The sequence below is a fragment of the Paenibacillus sp. GM2 genome (assembly GCF_900069005.2).
Classification (GTDB): Bacteria; Bacillota; Bacilli; order Paenibacillales; family Paenibacillaceae; genus Fontibacillus.
The window spans coordinates 1,379,274-1,397,943 of sequence record NZ_LN831279.1 but is presented as its reverse complement, the minus strand read 5'-3'; the positions used below and the strand labels follow the sequence as shown (position 1 = coordinate 1,397,943).

Below are 18,670 nucleotides of genomic sequence, written 5' to 3'. Positions count from 1 at the left end.
AGCCCTTTATATTTGTTTATAGTGCTATTATAGACTGGGGCTTCAGCACAAAATATCCTACAAACTTTCGAAATCATCTGAATAATCTGGGTATTATTTTATAAAAAAACGTTTGCTAAAAGCGATTTCAAAGACATGAAAAAAGGCCGTCCAAAAGCGGTAAACAGCATTAGGGAGCAGCCTGTCCAAAAGTTCTAATCAATCTCAAGCTCAAATCCGATTTCAAACATCCGTACCCAAGGAAAATGCAGATTTTCGATCCTGATTTGCCCTTCCTTAATGTTACCCAAATACTGAACCACTGCGCTTTTCATTTTAGCAGCAAGGATCGCATGCACTTCGTCCAGACAATGTCCAATCAGGTAATAGCTGGCGTTCAGTCTGGGCAGATCATTCTCCAGCATATCCTGGCGAACCAAGGATTGATAAATAAAGTCCTCAACAAGCCGATGATAGTAAAATTTGCGGCTTTCATGAATGATATTGTTCTCAGCCTGTCCCATGTAGTAAGAAATGATGATAAAGTGAGAAATCACCGTACCGAGGGTATTTCCCGAAGTGTTCCAGCCGGCATATGCCGTCAATTGATCCAGCAAACCCTTTTGCTTCAGCAGCTTCATCAACACTGGATCCCCGCCGTTGCAGATTGCGACATCCCCGAGAGCAACCAGTTTCCCTTTGCGCAAATAATTTTGCATCGCCTCAACCGTCTCTTTGTAGTGAATCTCGGAAAAGTAAGAACGATGCCTGTCTTTGAATGGGATCTGCTCTGCCATCCCTGCCTGATCGATAGCTGGTGAATGCACGACAAGAACCAGCGGCGTTTCAAAGGAATGATCCGTCATCAAGGCACCTGAAGCGGTGACATGAGACTTGATACTCTCGTTCAGGCTCCGGTCTTCATATTTCGGCTTAATTGTCGGGCCCTGGGTGGACGAATAACGTACAAATATTTCAGGCTTATAGTTTTTGAGCTGGCAAAAAATATGCGAGAACATCGTACACCCGATTTCATCGGCACCCGGATAAATCATGACGCGATCCATAATGCCCAATTCCTCAACCCGGCAAATCATCCTTCGCTGCTCTCTGGAAGAAAAGCCGTACTGGGAGTTATCATCAAGCGGGATAATCAAATGATCGATTATGCCATCCTTCGCTAGCTGTAATGCGTAATGATTGATCCCCTGATTGATCACTCTGCGTTCGATAAAATCATGCAAATATGGCTTCGGGATCATCTCCTGCAAATTTTCAAGCTCCCGACGCTCCGCTTCGGATAGACCGTCACGCTCCGACTTGTCCGTCAAATAGCTATATTTGAAAATTTGCCCTCCATGGAATTTGTAATAATCAGGCTCTTCCTCATCTTTGTTGTTGTTCGGAACCCTCATGATGAGATTGAAGGCATGTATCTTAATGGACGGATAGGATCGTTTGATATCACCCAGCACGGAAATCCTGCGTATGCATTCCTCCAGGGACAAATGATGCAGCCGGGAAGGAACGATCCCGCCATACACCAGCATATCAATCGATACGAGCAGTACATCGGTATCCTGCGCCGCCTCCAGCAGCCATTGTCTCACCGCTGCCGTATCGGCTGGCTTCTTCTTACTGCCGAGGATCCCTAATCCAGGCACCGCCATCTGCAAATCGGTCATTTTAGCAAGCTGCTGGGGAAACAGATAGTTACATGGACGCTCGTCTAATGGAAGGTATACCACTTTTGACATGATGTTTGCTCATCTCCTTTTTCAAAGATAAAAATGACTTCTAATTGTTATATTACCTTCCAATAGGCTCAGGAAATATCCTAGTAAATTACGATATTATCCGAAATTTCACATCCTTGTCCCCTAAGCCGTGAATGACGCGCTTAAAGAAAGCACTTCTGGATCAAGGAAAGCAGAAGTTCCAACCAACTATTGAAGGCATTTCCATGTCCATTTCCTTTTCCTTTTACATTGAAGCTCTATTTGAACAGCAGCTTATTCTAATAATCGCCGCGATACTATTCACGAGAAAAAAAGAAGGGGCTGTCTCAAAAGTCGATTTTCCGACTTGGAGTTGCCCCGTTTGCATTGGACCTGATCACTTGGACGGACATTTTTGACCGCTTGATAGTCTGATCACACTACTTTTTTAGGATTCCTGCGCCTCATGTAGGGGAGAATTCTGACCATTTTGCATTGCGGTTTGCGGGCTATCCCTCAATTCATAGATTTTTTGCAGCGCGTTTACGCCATAACTCTTTTCTGTGGAATCTTCCGAAAACATATACTCCTGCAGCATGCGGTATCCGAACTTGATGAGGGTCATTGTCAAAATACACACTTCATCCATCGGCGGTATATCTATATATTCCAAAATGCCTTTCAGGTATGCCGGAACAAGCCGGCGATAGTTCTCCTCAAATCTTGTAACGTCCATGCCGTCTACAATTAGGCTCGCGATGTCCTCTCCGAGAAAGCCCCAACCGGCAGTGTCCCAGTCTATCATCCTTATTTTCCCGTCGGTAAAGAATATGTTTTCATTCCAGAAATCCCGATGGCACAATACGACAGGGAGGTTTTGCAGCTTATCGAATATTTCATCTTTACGGCTATCAATGTCCATAAGCATCTGTTTTAGGTGTTCCGGTATATTGCAGCCTCTTGAACGTAGGTAGCTATATTCAAACGATTTTCCCTCAACCAACTGAATGTCGCCGTCTTTGAGCATTTGCTTCAAAAATCCCGGCATGCGGCACGGCTCCGACACAAGAAAATCGTATGTGAATGACTGCGTATGCCATTGATTGAACTCTCTCATTAAAAAGCCTTTATCCCCAAGACATGGGATTCCCCTTAAGTCATCGTGCTGTGTTGCAATACTGCCTTGAAACCGTCCCAACTCCAACGCCGCTTGTTCAAGCATTTCAAGGGTGAGATCGCTACCTGATAGGCCGTCTATATACTCGATCCACAGTCCTATGTCCCCATCCCGAAACTCCGAATGGTAGCATTCTGGCCAGCGGAGAGCGTGCGTGAACGCTGCGCCGAGATTGCTTTGATACAAATCATACTCTCTGCGCCATGAGTTCGGATCACCGGAGCGTTCCCACTTTTTCTGTATTTTCCAAACCACCTTATACGGCAAATTCTGACCGTCGGAAGCTTCAGCCATGCCCATTACAAGCCGCACATCGCCTACTGTCCCGCCTTGCAGTTGTTTGGTTTGATAAGCCGCCCGGCTTATGGTCTTGCCGAGCATTTTACTCAAAACGATTCTCAGCTTTTCGGATTCAATCTGAGTCTGCTCAACTTGTGAAAAATCATTATGGTTCATTTTTTAAATCCTCCGTTTTTCTTCATCTAAGATAACCTCCCTACGCTCACGGGTATTAAACCGATCGTCGGCGTTTTGGCTTCGATATAGCCGTATTGTTTCAAATCAATCATTGTCCCTATTTTCTCCTAAAAATTAAAGTTGTTTTTGGGCATAAAAATACCGCGAGCAAGCAGCCTCCTAAGAAGCTGCTGTTTCGCGGCGAAAAGCCAAAAAGTGGCTTGTAATCAAAAAGAGATACGACCTTCATCGTATCCCGCACTAACAGCAGTATTCACGAAAGGTTACTGTTTACGGCATAGCAAAAACACGGGGGATATTCCCGTTTTCTTTCATTCCAAGCTATAATCAAAGATTGGAATTTACCATGCCAGATATTCGGTTAAGTTAAAACCACCAATACCCTAGAAGCAGTCATTAAAAAACATCTCCTTTCGCAATAAAAAGTTGAAATACAATTTACCCCTATAGTGAAACATAACCTTTTGTAAGAGATCAATAGAAAATTTGATTATAAGCAAATTATACCGGTCAGCCACATATCCAACTCAATCCCCCAACCGTTGCATATAAGATGAGATAACCCACCTTCGTTCTCCATTTTGAAGTAGGCCGCTCATGCCGATTTAATTTGAGATGAAAATGATCATAGGTTAATGATTATTCTCCGTACAAAAAATCAGCCCCACATAAACGATACGATCGTCTACAAGGGGCCAATTCTTTTATAACTTCACTTCTCTTTATTTAATCTCAAGAATTTCGTATTTGATGATACCTACTGGAGCTTCGACGTTGATGACGGTTCCTATTTTCTTGCCAAGAATCTCCTTACCGAGGGGACTCTCATAAGAAATTTTGTTGTCGAACGCATCTGATTCGGTAGGTCCAACGATTTGGTACTCCACCTTCTCTTTGAATTCCAAGTCGTTCAGTATCACCGTCGAGCCGATGCCAACTGTTCCTTCTTCCACGCTGTCAGAATCAACAACTTTGGCGTTCTTCAGCATTTTCTCTAAGGTGAGAATACGTGTCTCCATAAATGCCTGGTCTTCCTTGGCGGAGTGATATTCGCTGTTCTCCTTCAAGTCGCCATAGCTGATGGCTAATTTGAGCCGTGCAGCCAATTCACTGCGCCGTGGGCCTTTCAGTTCCTTTAGCTCAGCTTCCAGCTTCTCGAGCCCTTCTTGTGTCAGTATTACTTCTTCTTCATTAGCCATTTATCTACATCTCCTATTTGTCCTGCATACCCTTATTTTAAACTATTTCCGTAAAGAACGGAGCATAAACTTAAGAAAATTTTTCAGAAAATTTTGAGGCTTGCAATCTTTTAACCAAAAGTCTTGCGCACCCCCCATAAAATTTGTTATAATCCTGAACGAACGTTCAGTATAAAATAATTATACCATGAAGTTAAGGGAGCCGATTGCCATGGAATCGAAGGGCGCTGCATTGAACAAGAAGCAATTGCAAAGTGAACAGACAAAGCGAAAAGTTGCTGATGCTGCACGAGCTTTATTTGTCAATAAAGGCTATAAAGCAACTTCGATTGAGGACATTTCGGAGGCGACCGGAAGCAGTAAAGGGAATATTTATTATCATTTCAAGAGCAAAGAAGGTCTATTCCTCTATTTACTGGATGAGTGGGAACAGGAGTGGGAAGCGAAATGGCAAGAGAATGTGTCTCAATATAAGACAGTCACCGATAAGCTGTACGGCTTCGCCAAACAGATGGTGCTTGATGATCTTAATCATCCCCTCTCCAAAGCAGCTGGCGAGTTCTTCAATCATGATGAGAAGCCAGGTGATGTTGAGGAACGTATTATTGAAATGGTGCAGGGGCACCTTAAGTTTAATCGGGATCTGATTCAGCAGGGTATCGATAACGGGGAGTTCAAAGCAGAAAATATTGAATGTCTCGCTATTATTCTAGAGAGTCTCGTGATCGGTCTGAGTCATATATCGCGGCAGTTGAAATTACAAAATGCGATTCAATTGTATCAGCAAGCCATTAAAATTTATTTATATGGTATCGCTAAACCCCCTCTTTAATTTTATAGGTTCTTTCAAATGAGGTTTAAATAAAAGGTATTTAGCGCTTTAATTTTTTATAAAACGAACGGTCAGTATAGTTCCAGGAATCGGAAGTATCCACCGACAGCCTCAACTATTCTACACCATGCGGAGGATATCATTATGAGATTATTATTTAAAAACCGAGGAGCTTTACTGCTTCTCATGCTTAATATTTTTATCGTATTTACCGGAATCGGCCTTGTTGTTCCGATCATGCCGACTTATATGACAGAGCTGCATATTAGCGGCAGCACCGTGGGCTTGTTGGTCGCATCCTTCTCGCTAACACAGCTAATATTCTCTCCTTATGCCGGGAGATTATCCGATATGTTCGGACGCAAGAAAATTATCGTAATCGGGATGATCGTATTTGCAGTATCAGAGTTTCTCTTCGGGATCGCTAACGCGCCAGCTCTACTGTTCATAAGCAGAATGATCGGTGGACTGGGTGCCGCATTGATCTTCCCGGCGGTAATGGCCTATACGGCAGATACTACTACGGATGAAGAACGGGCTACCGGGATGGGCTTCATCAATGCGGCCATTACGACCGGTTTTATTATCGGTCCTGGGATTGGCGGATTTATCGCCGAATTTGGGATTCGCGTTCCATTCTTCGCGGCCGCAGTTGCCGGTGGCGTCGCCGCCACGATTACCTTGTTAGCACTACCGGAATCCAACAAACGAGCGCAAGTGGCTAAGGATACAGCCAACGAAGCTCCAAGACAGTCATTAGTTAAGCAATTGCTCAATTCCTATAAAGAACCTTATTTTATCGCTCTTATCATCGTATTTGTTGCTTCATTTGGTCTGGCGAACTATGAGACCGTATTTGGACTTTTTGTTGATCATAAGTTTGGCTTTACAGCTAAAGATATCGCCTTCATTATTACCTTTGGTTCCATCGCCGGGGCGGTCGTTCAATTAACGATCTTCGGCTGGATCTTGAACAAGTTCGGAGAACGTAATGTCATTTCATTCTGTCTGATTATAGCTGCCGTATTCGTTCTGCTTACGCTTTTGGTTCACACGTATTGGCTAATTCTTGCCGTAACATTCATTTTATTCTTGTCGATCGACATTTTAAGGCCAGCCATCGGTACACAAATGTCCAAGATGGCCGAGGAAAAACAGGGATATGTAGCTGGTTTGAACTCGGCATACACAAGCCTTGGCAACATTGCCGGTCCGATTGTGGCCGGATTCTTGTTCGATTTCAACATCAACTATCCTTATATTTCGGCTGCAATAGTTCTCGTATTGTGCTTCCTGCTCTCGCTCAGAGCGAAACGAAGCAGCCAGCAAAAGTCTGTCCAAGCTGCTAAATAACAAAACAAACGAACTATCCAACAAAAGAATCATAGGAACAACTCGCAAACTGGAAATTTTGAAAATACCCACAAATATCCATTATCATCATTCCCTCAAAGCCAATGGTGATATCAAGTCAAACCAAACAGGGCATCTCCAAGTTCGAATATCGACTTTGGAGATGCCCTTTTAGTTGCTCTTACAACTGAATGGCTTTACGATTCATAAAGCCGATCACAGCCGTGATCAAGCTTAACAAGGCAGCCAGCAAATACATATTTACAATCCCGAACCACTCCGCAATCCCGCTTAACATCAGAAGGGACAGCCCATACAGTGTGCTAAGCAGCGTCGATTGCGCCGAGAAGACTTTGGGCAGCATCTCTTTATTCACACTGCGTTGAATGAGCGTGCGCCTGGTCACTCCAGCAAGCTCGGTAAAAGGCCCGGTGAAGAGAACAATGACAAGTGCCAGCCACGCTGAATGATTTAGCGCAAAGCAGGCGGTTAACAGGCCATAACCTAACGTTCCTACGATCATGGAGAGAAACATTTTCTTCTCGAACTTTTTGACCAGAGCGACGACGATAAGCCCGCCAATCACTGCCCCGGCAAAATAACTCGCATTAATATATCCCCACCACTTCTCATCCTGATGCAGCACATCCTGGACAAATACAAGGATGAACGCGCCGACCCAGACCATTCCCCCCAGCGCATCGCATATATCCATCAACGTTAGAGCCCGAAGCCTGGGAACCCGCCACAGGGCAACCCAGCCTTCCTTCAGAACCTCCCAGCGAGATAAAGCCTTCTCATCCGGTAAGGCTCCATCCCCCGGCGTCACCTTCGCCTTCATCACCGTGGTTTGCACATCGAATAAGCTTTTTCGCTTGGCCTCTGTTGGATCCTCGATCAGAACCGTAACCGCAGCGGCTACACAGTAACATACTGCAACTACCACTAATACCGGAAAAGAACCCATGGCTGCGACTAACACTCCGCTGATCGCCCAACCGGCGAACTGCACGATCTGATCTGTCGTTCCGATAATCCCATTCGCCTTCATCAAGCTCGAATCATCCACTAATCGTGGAATCAGTGCATTCCGCGCCGGACTCGTCCACCCATCCAGGAAGGACAGACCAGCGATAAGGGAATAAATAACTACGGTATTCGTACCGCCAATCCAAGGTGACAGATATAAGGCAAGCACAGTAAACAGCATAAACTGTCCACTTTGCGCCAGCGTCAGCAGGAACGATAAGCGATATCGGTTAATCAGCAGCGGCGCCAACAACCCGCTGAGCATTTGAGCGACAACGCGAAAAAAAGGCACCAGTGTGGCAAAAATAATCGATCCGGTCTGATTCAGCACATAAGTGGTCAAGGCCACCAGGTAGAGCACATCTACCGTATTCGATAACGTCTGCGAACCCCATAAATAGTAAAAAGACGATCTGAATTTCACCATGTTCACTCCTATTCAGTTGTATATAAATATTAAGTTGGAAGCACATGGCTTAACTCAAATCGGTCTCATAACATTCTCCTTATATAAAAATAAGCCTACGGCTCATATATCATCTTCCGGGTCATCCCCCCATCAACAACGATATGCGCTCCTGTAACAAAGGTATTATTCGGATCTGTCAAATACAGACATGCCCGGGCAATGTCCTCTGGAGTTCCAACCCTGCCGGCCGGATGCTGTTGATGATCAATATCCCGCAGTGCTCCATAATCCCCGGTCTCAATCCAGCCGGGACTAATGCAGTTAACGCGAATCTGATTGCTCCCAAGGGTCACCGCAAGGGCATGGCTGAGAGAAGCAATGGCTCCCTTGGAAGCGGCATAGGCTTCCGAGTTCGGTTCCGACATCAAATACCGCGTCGATGAGATATTGACGATCGCCCCACCGCGTCCACCTGCCTTCATATATTTGGCCGCTTCGCGCGAGGCAAGGAAGCAGCTGCGCACATTGGTGTTCAGCACATCGTCCCAATCTTCTACGGTTAAGTCAAACAGATCTTTAAATCGGGATACCCCCGCATTGTTGATCAGTACATCGATCCGGCCAAAGCGCTCATGAGCAGCGGCCATCAAGCGGATAATATCCGCCTCCTGCCTGACATCACACGGAACAAACAGGCCCGTTCCCCCGCTGGAGTTGATCTCCTCTATGACCTTGCTTCCTGCCGTCTCATTCATCTCAGCTGCGACAACCGAGGCTCCACTCGGCATAGGCCTTGGCAACCCCACGCCCGATTCCCTGCCCCGCTCCGGTTACGATAACAACTCGACCTTGCAACGACACTTGAATCCGCTCCTCTCACACGAATATAGCATTCCTTTTCATTGTCCGGATACGATATCGCGGATGAGCTCCGGCAGCCATTCCTGAACGGATTGGAAAGTGTAACCCGCTGCCTGGGCTTTGGCCGTATCCATCGTCCATGAGACGGGGATGCCAAACGGAGACATATGCTCCTCCCTAGTCTCTGGCGCGATATGCGCCTCTTTGCCGGTAGCTTGTTCAATCATCCTGATTAATTGGCCGATCGTTACCGCCCCATTCGAGCTTCCATTCACAGGTCCTGTAATCGAAGCCGTGCCTAGCCATTTCATGAAGGATGCGACTTCACCGGAAGTGATAAATGAGATCGCCGCCTCAGGATTAGGAACCCCAATCGTTCGTCCCTGCTGTACATGCTCTATATGGAAATGCAGCCTGCGTGTATAGTCATCCAGTCCAAGGACGATGGGAATGCGCATCGCACATACTGGAAACTTGGCCTTTTGCATAAAGACCGTCTCGACAAGCCGCTTCCCCTCAGCATAACCCAATGTATCACGATCGCCCATCTTCAGCTCATAATGATAGGGATCAAAGTCCGCCTCTGCTAACGTATGATCAAGGTAGTCGTACACCGAGGCTGAAGAAGTTACAATATACCGACCGGCATAACCTTCGAAAGCTTGTACCGCAGCCAGCGCCTCATTCGGAGAGTAGCAGATATTGTCATAGACGATATCCCAAGGCCCCGACTGTGCTACGTCCCGCAAGGAAGCTGCGTCTGTGCGATCCAGAACAACTTGCTGAACCTCGCCTGCGAAATCCACCTTCAAGAGCCCGCGTGTAGCAACCGTCACTGGCTCCTGACCTTCACTGGCCAGCAGCTGAACGAGCCTTTTCCCGAAATATCGCGATCCTCCCAGGATCAATACTTTATTTCCCATTGCGCACCTCTCTTTATATGTGATTCAAAAATCCCTTTTTCTCATGATCTATTCATGATTTTCTATCGACTGCCAAAGAGACTTTTCATCAAAGTTAACCCGCAGAGCATCCCAAAGAAGAAATGGCCCTCCTGTCTGGCTACATCCAAATACAAAGCATAATAAGGCATCTTGAAGAAAATATCCAGTACCGGATAGATCATAAGAATCAAGCTAGGCAAAAATACGAAAAAGAACAATGGCCTGTAAAACTTCCTGCGTGTCGGCAAACCATTCAGGAGGCTCAAATAGATCCCGAGCGCGAGCGCATAGATGATATTGCCCAGCAGGCTATAATCGATGCGAAGGAACTCCCCTTTCTTCGATTCCATCATGCCAACAAATTGGTTGCCATAATACACGACGATCAGCATTCCGATGGTCCATAGCAAGTAGTAAAAATAACCCTTCGACTTATTCATCACTGACCACCTCCGTTCTTATCTTAACTGACAGTTTCCTCATTCCCATCCCTTTTACGTCCGGTTAGACCCGTTTTGACATGCTTCAATTGCGCCACGATAATAATGCTGATCACAACCAGCAGGAACCATGAACTGATCTTGCCGATATGAACGAGCTGCCACTTATGCTCCTGATCCGGGTATCTCCAGGCCCCCAGAAAGGTTGATATATTTTCCGCGATCCAGATGAAGAAGCCAATCAAGATAAAAGACAGCATCAATGGCATTCGAAACGTCTGGGAATGAAGCGTGTAATGCACTTTCGTCCGGAAGAATATAAGGAAGAGCAGCGCGGTGAGCCACCAGCGATAATCGCCAATAAAATGATGCGTAAAAAAGTTCAGATAAATCGCCGCACAAATAAGCACGGTAAGCCACCCTCTGGGCCAGTCCACCATCTCCAGCTGAAGTCTGCGCCAGGCCTGACAAATATAACTGGCTACACTGGCATACATAAACCCGCTATAGAGCGGAACTCCGTAAATTTTCGTCCATGCCTGTTCAGGATAAGCCCATGAACCCATATGTACCTTGTACAGTTCCAGACAGAGACCTATGATATGAAACAGGCAGATGACCTTCAGTTCATCCATCGTCTCCAGCTTGAAGACAATCATCCCGAGCTGCGCCAGCACGCAGATGATCAGAATCAGATCATACCTCGGCAAGCCGGGGATATGCACAACCTTGGTTAATCCCAGCGTACCAAAAATAATCAGCGGGAATATACAAGATAAGGCCTGCAGCCACCCGAATTGCAGCAAATTGCGTACAAAAGTCATAATTTCCTCCAGTCAGCGGATATAAAAGATTTTATCACAGACACCAGGAGAGAGGCAGAACAATTTTTCTTGCAGAAAAATAAGAAAGACAACAAGAGAGCTGCTTACACAGCTCCCTCGCTCTATCAACTATGCACTTCTATGGCTTAAAAATCGAAAGTATCCGGGTCCGGACCAAAGCGCTTATTCTCATTCAATGCATCGATTTGCGCAATATCTTCTGCGCTCAGCTCAAAATCAAATATATCCGCATTCTCAATAATCCGCTGTTCGTTCACTGATTTCGGAATCGTGATAATCCCGAGCTGCAAATCCCAACGCAGGATAACCTGAGCCGGTGTCTTGCCGTATTTGCTTCCGATCGCCTTCAGCATCTCGTGGTCAAGCAGGCGCCCTTGTCCAAGCGGAGCCCATGCTTCGAGATAAATTCCTTTGCTGGTCGCATACCTAAGCAGTTCCTTCTGACTCAGGTAAGGATGAAGCTCCACCTGATTCACGGCCGGTACGACCTTCGCCTCTCCCAGTAAATCCTCCAGGTGATGGATTTGGAAATTGCTTACACCGATGGCACGCACTTTACCTTCTTCATAGATCTTTTCCAAAGCACGCCAAGTATCCTTGTACTTGCCTTTTACTGGCCAATGGACGAGGTACAGATCGATATAATCAAGACCGAGCTTGTTCAAGCTTGTCTCAAAAGCCTGCAGCGTCTTCTCGTAGCCTTGCTCAGAGTTCCATACCTTGGAGGTGATGAACAGCTGGTCGCGGGTCAGACCATTCTCCGCCATCGCCTCGCGAACAGCTTGTCCCACACCTTCTTCATTATTATAAAGCGCCGCAGTATCGATGCTTCCATATCCCGCACGAAGCGCAGCCTTGACCGCGTGAATCACTTCGTCCCCTTCTTGTACCTTATAGACACCCAGGCCAAATCTTGGCATCTTTACGTCATTATTCAGGGTCACTGTATCTTGCAGATGGAAAGCCATATCCCTATTCCTCCTTGCAATAAGTTAGTCTCCCCATCTATTATGAATGATTCATTCCAAAAATGGAAGCAAGCCTACTAAGCCGTCTGCCTGCTCTTACGCAGCTTCTGTCTGGCGCGGTACAGCAGTATTTTAAAATGAGATAATCCAATCCCCATCAGCTCGGCAGATTCCAAATAAGAAAATCCATGTACATCGAACAACAACACCGCATGCTGTTGATTCGGCGGAAGCAGGGACAGCTGATCGAATAGTTCATCGCGAACCTCCTGAGTAAGCACCTTCGTCTCTGGCGTCTCTTCATTGGAGAAGTTATAGAAGAATTCATTCTCATACACATTGGAACGGCTATCTTTACGAATCTTGTCAATGTAAGCGTTATGGGCCACCCGCAGCAGCCAGGCTTTAATTCGCTTGGGTTCCATCCCGTCAAGCCTCGTCAGGGCCCGGTAAAATGTCTCCTGCATCAGGTCCTCGGCATTGTGGTGATTCCGGCATAAATAATATAAATATTGATACACATCGCTTTTATACTCACGGTAAATTACATCCATCATTCGGCTATTCATCATAGGTTTCTCCCTTGGTTCTCTGTATTTCCTGCGGACATTGCCGCAGTCATCTTACCAATTTCTATTCTTGCAACAGAAAATAGTAATTGAGAGTTTTATCTGAGCGCTATCCAAGGCGCCCAGTAATGCTATTGTCCATTATGGATGACATAGCTTGCAGGACGGATAAGATTTTCTTAAGTTTATCTTAAGATTTCGCTGCTTAATCCTTAAAAAAACGCGACAAGCGCAAAAAAACCATCTGGAATAGTCTCCAAATGGTTAATTACCTGCAGCCTTAAGCTGTTACAAACATCAGATCAATACTTCGATCTCTCTTTATTCCGAGTCATCCTTCCTTAAGCGAACCCGGAATACGGTGCGGTGTTCATTACTTTCCGCCATAATCGTACCTTCATGCTGATCAACGATATGCTTGGCAATCGCCAGTCCAATTCCCGAGCCGCCCGTATGCGTTGCCCGCGATTTCTCCACCCGATAGAAACGATCAAACAGATGCGGCAGATCGGCTTTCGGGATCGGCTCGCCATAATTGATGACCTCTGTGATTACCTCATTTGCCGTAAGCTCACCGCGAATATCAATATATTTTCCGCCGCTGCCATAGCGGATGGCATTCGTGATCAGATTCTCGTACACCCTCCGCAGCTTGTCCCCGTCTGCAAGAATGAATAGCTGAGGCTTGAGATAAAGGCGGCATTCCATCCCGCTCTCCTGCAGCTGCCAGCCGAAATGAGCTGTAATCTGATATAACATCTCGGCCAGATTAATTCTCCGCTTCTCCAGCCTCATCTCCATATTTTGCAGCCGCGTGAATTCGAACAGATCCTGCAGAAGCTGTGTCAGACGCAGCGACTCTTCATATGCCATGTTGACATAATAGCGAAGCTCAACCTCATCGCGATAACGATCCTGGTCGATAAGCCCCAAATATCCGGTAATCGAAGTCAGCGGGGTGCGAAGGTCATGCGATACATTTGTAATCAGCTCGCTTTTGGTCTGCTCGGCACGGCGTTCCTCCTCAATCGAGGTTCTGAGCCGATCGATCATGCGGTTAATATCTGTAGCGAGCTGACCGAGCTGACCCACATTCTCGACCGGAATTCGTGATGCTGAGCCCTCTTCAATCTGGTGTACTTCCTCAATAAGCAGCTTCAAATATTTCTCCTCATGCCTCCGCACACTACGCCTGTAGAAATACAGGGCGAACAGCATCAGAATCGGCACACCGGACAAATAATACACTTCCGGGAAGCCAATATTCCGGTTGATCCAGATCAATGCTGATTGCAGGGTAAGATGGGGAAATAGGAAGAATGTCAGCTTGGCTAATTGAAAGAGCAGAAGCAAAGCAACTAGCGAGGTGACTACCGTCCATAACAACCAGGACAAAAAACGGAGACTAGCCTTCAATTTTGTAGCCTACCCCCCATACGGTCTTGATCAGCGCTTCGCATTCCATTTCCTTCTCCAGCTTATCTCGCAAGCGGCTGATATGCACAGTAACGGAGTTGCTGCTCTCGAAATATTTATCCTTCCAGATGAGTTCAAAGATCTCCTCCGAGCTGAACACCCGTCCCGGATGGCTGGCGAGAAGATACAAAATGCTGAACTCGATCGGAGTCAGCTTGACTGCCTTGCCATCAACGCTGGCCGTGTGCGTCTCTTTATCTACCTGCAGAGAACCGATTTTGATAATGTGACCTATGCCGGACGATGTCGGCTGCGCTGAATAGGAAGATCTGCGCAATAGCGATTTGACCCTGGCCACCAGCTCCAGCGGGTTAAAGGGCTTCACCATATAATCGTCGGCACCGGTCATAAGCCCAGTAATTTTATCCATATCGCCATCTTTGGCGCTTAGCATTAATATTGGCGTTGTCAAAGTCTCGCGGATTTTCAGACATACCGAGATTCCATCGAGACCCGGCATCATTACGTCGAGTACGATCAGATCAATCTCCTGCTGTCCAATGATGTCCAGTGCTACCAAGCCGTTATCCGCCTTGATCACACGATATCCTTCATTTAATAAATAGATCTCTATCAGTTTGGCTATTTTCTCATCATCATCTACTATTAGTATTTGTTTACTCATTTGGTTCATCCTTTTATCGACTAAAGTCACACATATGATTCTATCATACCATGACAATTAAGATCGATTCCAAATAAACGGTTAAAAAAGGATTACAAGCTTTTCATTATTGCCACTGAATTGGAATAAAAACTGTAAATTGTGTTCCCTGTTCCGGCTGCGATTCCACAGATATCTGCCCGCGATGAATATCAACAATCTTCCTGACGATAGATAAACCGAGTCCGCTGCCGCCCGCATTGCGGTTCCTTGATTTATCCGCTTTATAGAAGCGATCGAAGATGTAAGGGAGATCTTCCTTGGAAATACCTACGCCGGAATCGGAAATGACGACCTTGGCCCCCTCTTCATCCGCAGTAAGATCGACCCATATCTTCCCTTTCACCGGTGTAAACTTAATACTATTATTCAGGAGATTGACCCACACCTGACTCAGCAATTCCTCTACGCCCTCAATATAAACTTCCTTAAGGTCCAGCTCGATCTCAATCTGCTTGGCCAGCCATTGCGGCTCGATAGCGAGCACAATTGATTGCAACATGCGATCCAGCCTGAATCGGCTATGCTCGAAGGAGGAACGGTCCGATTCAAGCGAGGACAGCTTGAGCATATTATCGCTCATCTGCGAGAGCCTGCGGCTCTCTCCTTCAATGATGTCCAGATAATGCCCGCGCTGTCCTTCATTCAACTGCGGATTTCTTAACGCTTCAGTAAAACCGCGAATCGAGGTAAGCGGAGATTGAATCTCATGCGACACATTCGAGATAAAGTCCTGGCGCATCATCTCCATCCGACCTAATTCCCCGGCCAGTTCATTGACACTCTCCACGATTTGTTTGAATTCCCTGTACTCCGCCTGTTCATCGAGCTTCACGGAGAAATCGCCTTTGGAGATCCGGCGAATCGCGTCCAGAATGTTCTTCATCTTGGCTAGCTCCTTCTTACGGAAGAAGAGTCCCCCCATAAGCATCATGGTACCAAAGAACAGATGAAATGCTACGATGATGTTGATAGCCTGCAGGATATAAGAAGAGGAAGGCACTCCCGTATATTGATAGATCCAGCCCATAATATAATAAGCACCAAACCAGCTGGCCACAAGCAATAAAAGCACAGCGGCATATTGAACGAGATGCAGCACGATATTCCATATTTTCTTCAGGATTTTCATCGTTCTTCCTGGCACACCTCCAGACGGTAGCCCAGCCCGCGAATCGTGACTATGCGAAAGCGGAACCGCTGTTCCGGGAACCGCTCACGCAGCCGATTCACATGGACATCCACCGTCCTTTCGTTTCCCTCGAAGTCAAAACCCCAGATATCCTCGATCAATTGCTCTCTGGAAATAGTCTTGCCCGGATAGCTGCCGAGCAGGAACAACAGCTCAAATTCCTTGGGCGGCAGCGTGAGGCTCTCATCCTCTGCCGTGACCTGGAAGGTTTTACGATCCACCTGGAGTGTACCGATCGCCACGCTCTGTGAAGCGATCACTTGATACCGCTTGAGCAGCGCCCTTACCCGCACGATAAGCTCGGCAGGCTCAAACGGCTTCACGAGATAATCGTCCGTGCCAAGATCAAAGCCCTTGACGATCTGTCTTGTATCCCCCTTCGCGGTCAGCATAAGAATCGGCATCTCATACATTTGTCGCAGCTCTCGGCAGAGCTCCCAGCCATCCATATTCGGCATCATGATATCCAGTATAACCATATCCGCCCGCTGCGCCTCCATCATTTCAAGCGCTTCAATCCCGTCGGCCGCTTCCAGCACCTCGCCGATCCCCGCCTCTTCAACCAGAACCTTGACCAGCTCGCGGATATGATGATCATCATCAACAACAAGTATTTTTGCCATAATCGACTATTCACCTACGATCTGTTTATAGTTGCTGAAGGGTGAGCTCCGGTGAAGCTTCGGCAATCTGCAGCTGCTGCGTCGCGAACTCCCGATACATCTCATGATGCTGCAGCAGCTGTTCGTGGGTACCCCGTCCGGTGACTTTTCCCTTCTCAATAAAAATAATCTGATCCGCCCCAACAACCGTGGATAACCGGTGAGCGATAACAATCGTTGTCCTTCCTGCCATCAGATTGTCGAGCGCTTGCTGCACTACGATTTCCGAGCGGCTATCCAGACTGGATGTGGCTTCATCCAGCATCAAAATCTTCGGATCACGGAGCAATGCACGGGCGATGGCAATTCTCTGCCGCTGTCCGCCAGACAGCTTCACTCCGCGTTCGCCTACATCCGTATCAAAGCCCTCCGGCAGCTCGGAGATAAACCCGTCGGCATAAGCCATTTTCGCGGCTTGCTCCAGCTCCTCCAGGCTGACTTCGCGTTCGATTCCGTAACACAGGTTATCGCGAATCGTCCCGGCAATCATCGGGCTCTCCTGGGACACATAGCCGATAATCCCCCGCCAGGAACGGAGTGAGAAGGAATCGATCGGCTCGCTGCCAAGCATGATCCGTCCCTGCTGCGGCAGATAATAGCGCTCTAGCACCTGGAATAGCGTGGTCTTCCCTCCGCCGCTTGGGCCAACTACCGCCGTGACCGTACCCGGCTCCATTTGGAAGCTTACCCCTTGAAGGATAGGTTCATCCGGTTTATAACCGAAGGACAGATTTTCAATTTTAACGGGAAGCTGCGCATTCGCCACTTCAAGACCCGCATGGAAGTCCTCCTCCTGCTCGTTCAGTGTCTGCATCATCCGCTCGGTCGCACCGTTGGCTTTTTGCAGTTGGGTGAAGAAGGTGCTAAGCTGCGTCACAGGAATGACGATCTGAATCAAATACAGAATAAAGGCTACAAGTTCCCCGGCGGTCAGTACGCCTGAAGACACCTGCATACCGCCATAACCGATGACTATTACGAGCAGCATCATTAAGACGAAGCTCATCAACGGACTGATCCAGGCCATGATCAGCCCTTCCTTGATCCCGAATTTCAGCAGATTCTGAATGCCTTTGTTTCCGTTCTCATACTCGATCTTTTCCGCATTGGAGGCTTTTACCAGCCGGATCTCAGACAGGACCTGGCTGATCATCGCTGTGAAGGAGGCGGTCTCATCCTGCATGCTGATCGAGACCTTATACATCTTGCGGCCGATCGGCACAAGCACAAGCGCCGCCAGCGGAATCACAAGGAACATAATCAATGTCATCTTCCAGTTCAGATAGATCAGTACGGCGACGGAGCCGATAATGGAGATGATCCCGCTGAAGAAGCTGGCGACATGCTCGGAAATGAAGGTCTTAATGACCCCCGTGTCATTCGTCATCCGGCTGACCGATTCACCGGTCCGATTGTTATCGAAATAGGATACCGGCAAAGCAAGCAGCTTCTTCCACAATTTATCGCGAACGATGGCAACTACTTTCTGGCCGATGTAATTCAGCAGAAAGATGGACACGCCGGCCGCCAGCGTCTGCCCGATAAAGGCGGCGACCAGACCGACGATCTGCATTCGGCTAATCGATTCCAGAGAGAATCCGTCGACCAGGCTTTTGGTAAACATCGGGATGACCAGGCCGACCAGCGTAGAAACAACGCTAAGCAAAATCGAGACAATGATTAAAGCCACCGGCGGCTTCGTCTCTTTCATTAATCGATAGAATGATGAGAAATCAGGTTTGGATATATCTGTTTTCTTGGCAGTTTTCATGGCTCTTCTCCTTGAATGATCCGCTCTTAACCTCTAACGAAACAGAGTAACGTTATTTCCAGCAATTTGGGCCGGCTAAAATTCTAACGAAACTGGATAACGTTA

At 47.1% G+C, this 18,670-nt stretch carries 16 protein-coding genes and 1 pseudogene; 2 read left to right on the top strand and 15 right to left on the bottom strand.

What is annotated here, in order from left to right:
- Positions 1–194: 194 nt before the first annotated feature.
- The 3 genes from BN1360_RS16105 to greA form a co-directional block, all read right to left on the bottom strand.
- The gene (locus BN1360_RS16105) at positions 195–1,736 is read right to left on the bottom strand and encodes a DUF4127 family protein (protein WP_068780868.1); all 1,542 of its coding nucleotides are present in this window, start codon (positions 1,734–1,736) and stop codon (positions 195–197) included.
- Positions 1,737–2,145: 409 nt separating this feature from the next.
- Complete coding sequence (locus BN1360_RS16100; RefSeq protein WP_068780867.1) at positions 2,146–3,330, bottom strand: aminoglycoside phosphotransferase family protein; 1,185 nt, start codon at positions 3,328–3,330, stop codon at positions 2,146–2,148.
- 743 nt (positions 3,331–4,073) lie between these two features.
- Complete coding sequence (gene greA, locus BN1360_RS16095; RefSeq protein WP_068780866.1) at positions 4,074–4,550, bottom strand: transcription elongation factor GreA; 477 nt, start codon at positions 4,548–4,550, stop codon at positions 4,074–4,076.
- A 232-nt stretch (positions 4,551–4,782) separates the two neighbouring features.
- Between greA and BN1360_RS16090 the strand changes: the two genes are divergently transcribed.
- A complete protein-coding gene (locus BN1360_RS16090) occupies positions 4,783–5,382 on the top strand; it encodes a TetR/AcrR family transcriptional regulator (RefSeq protein WP_068780960.1) in 600 nt (199 codons plus the stop codon).
- Positions 5,383–5,433: 51 nt separating this feature from the next.
- Complete coding sequence (locus BN1360_RS16085; protein WP_148466588.1) at positions 5,434–6,735, top strand: MFS transporter; 1,302 nt, start codon at positions 5,434–5,436, stop codon at positions 6,733–6,735.
- A gap of 181 nt (positions 6,736–6,916) precedes the next feature.
- Here the strand turns inward: BN1360_RS16085 and BN1360_RS16080 are convergent, their stop codons facing one another.
- The 12 genes and pseudogenes from BN1360_RS16080 to BN1360_RS16025 all read right to left on the bottom strand — a co-directional run bounded on the left by BN1360_RS16080 (position 6,917) and on the right by BN1360_RS16025 (position 18,565).
- The gene (locus BN1360_RS16080) at positions 6,917–8,191 is read right to left on the bottom strand and encodes an MFS transporter (protein ID WP_068780864.1); all 1,275 of its coding nucleotides are present in this window, start codon (positions 8,189–8,191) and stop codon (positions 6,917–6,919) included.
- Positions 8,192–8,286: 95 nt separating this feature from the next.
- Positions 8,287–9,034: pseudogene (locus BN1360_RS16075) on the bottom strand (SDR family NAD(P)-dependent oxidoreductase).
- Positions 9,035–9,072: 38 nt separating this feature from the next.
- Positions 9,073–9,957: a Rossmann-fold NAD(P)-binding domain-containing protein gene (locus BN1360_RS16070; RefSeq protein WP_068780863.1), complete on the bottom strand. Its 885-nt coding sequence runs from the start codon at positions 9,955–9,957 to the stop codon at positions 9,073–9,075.
- A 62-nt stretch (positions 9,958–10,019) separates the two neighbouring features.
- Positions 10,020–10,418 carry a hypothetical protein gene (locus BN1360_RS16065; RefSeq protein WP_068780862.1) on the bottom strand — a complete coding sequence of 133 codons (399 nt, stop codon included), beginning with the start codon at positions 10,416–10,418 and terminating at the stop codon, positions 10,020–10,022.
- A gap of 23 nt (positions 10,419–10,441) precedes the next feature.
- Positions 10,442–11,242, bottom strand: coding sequence for a DUF817 domain-containing protein (locus BN1360_RS16060; protein WP_068780861.1), 801 nt, complete (start codon positions 11,240–11,242; stop codon positions 10,442–10,444).
- Positions 11,243–11,388: 146 nt separating this feature from the next.
- On the bottom strand, positions 11,389–12,231 hold the full coding sequence (locus BN1360_RS16055; protein ID WP_068780860.1) for an aldo/keto reductase: 843 nt from the start codon (positions 12,229–12,231) through the stop codon (positions 11,389–11,391).
- A gap of 77 nt (positions 12,232–12,308) precedes the next feature.
- On the bottom strand, positions 12,309–12,803 hold the full coding sequence (locus BN1360_RS16050) for an RNA polymerase sigma factor (protein ID WP_229521020.1): 495 nt from the start codon (positions 12,801–12,803) through the stop codon (positions 12,309–12,311).
- 318 nt (positions 12,804–13,121) lie between these two features.
- A complete protein-coding gene (locus BN1360_RS16045) occupies positions 13,122–14,216 on the bottom strand; it encodes a sensor histidine kinase (RefSeq protein ID WP_068780858.1) in 1,095 nt (364 codons plus the stop codon).
- Positions 14,206–14,901, bottom strand: a complete 696-nt coding sequence (locus BN1360_RS16040) for a response regulator transcription factor (protein WP_068780857.1) — start codon at positions 14,899–14,901, stop codon at positions 14,206–14,208. Before BN1360_RS16040 ends, BN1360_RS16045 begins: the two co-directional genes overlap by 11 nt.
- 106 nt (positions 14,902–15,007) lie before the next feature.
- Positions 15,008–16,072 (bottom strand): sensor histidine kinase, encoded by a 1,065-nt coding sequence (locus BN1360_RS16035; protein ID WP_068780856.1) that lies wholly within the window; start codon positions 16,070–16,072, stop codon positions 15,008–15,010.
- On the bottom strand, positions 16,069–16,755 hold the full coding sequence (locus tag BN1360_RS16030) for a response regulator transcription factor (RefSeq protein ID WP_068780855.1): 687 nt from the start codon (positions 16,753–16,755) through the stop codon (positions 16,069–16,071). Before BN1360_RS16030 ends, BN1360_RS16035 begins: the two co-directional genes overlap by 4 nt.
- Before the next feature lie 25 nt (positions 16,756–16,780).
- Positions 16,781–18,565: an ABC transporter ATP-binding protein gene (locus BN1360_RS16025; RefSeq protein WP_068780854.1), complete on the bottom strand. Its 1,785-nt coding sequence runs from the start codon at positions 18,563–18,565 to the stop codon at positions 16,781–16,783.
- Between the last annotated feature and the right edge of the window lie 105 nt (positions 18,566–18,670).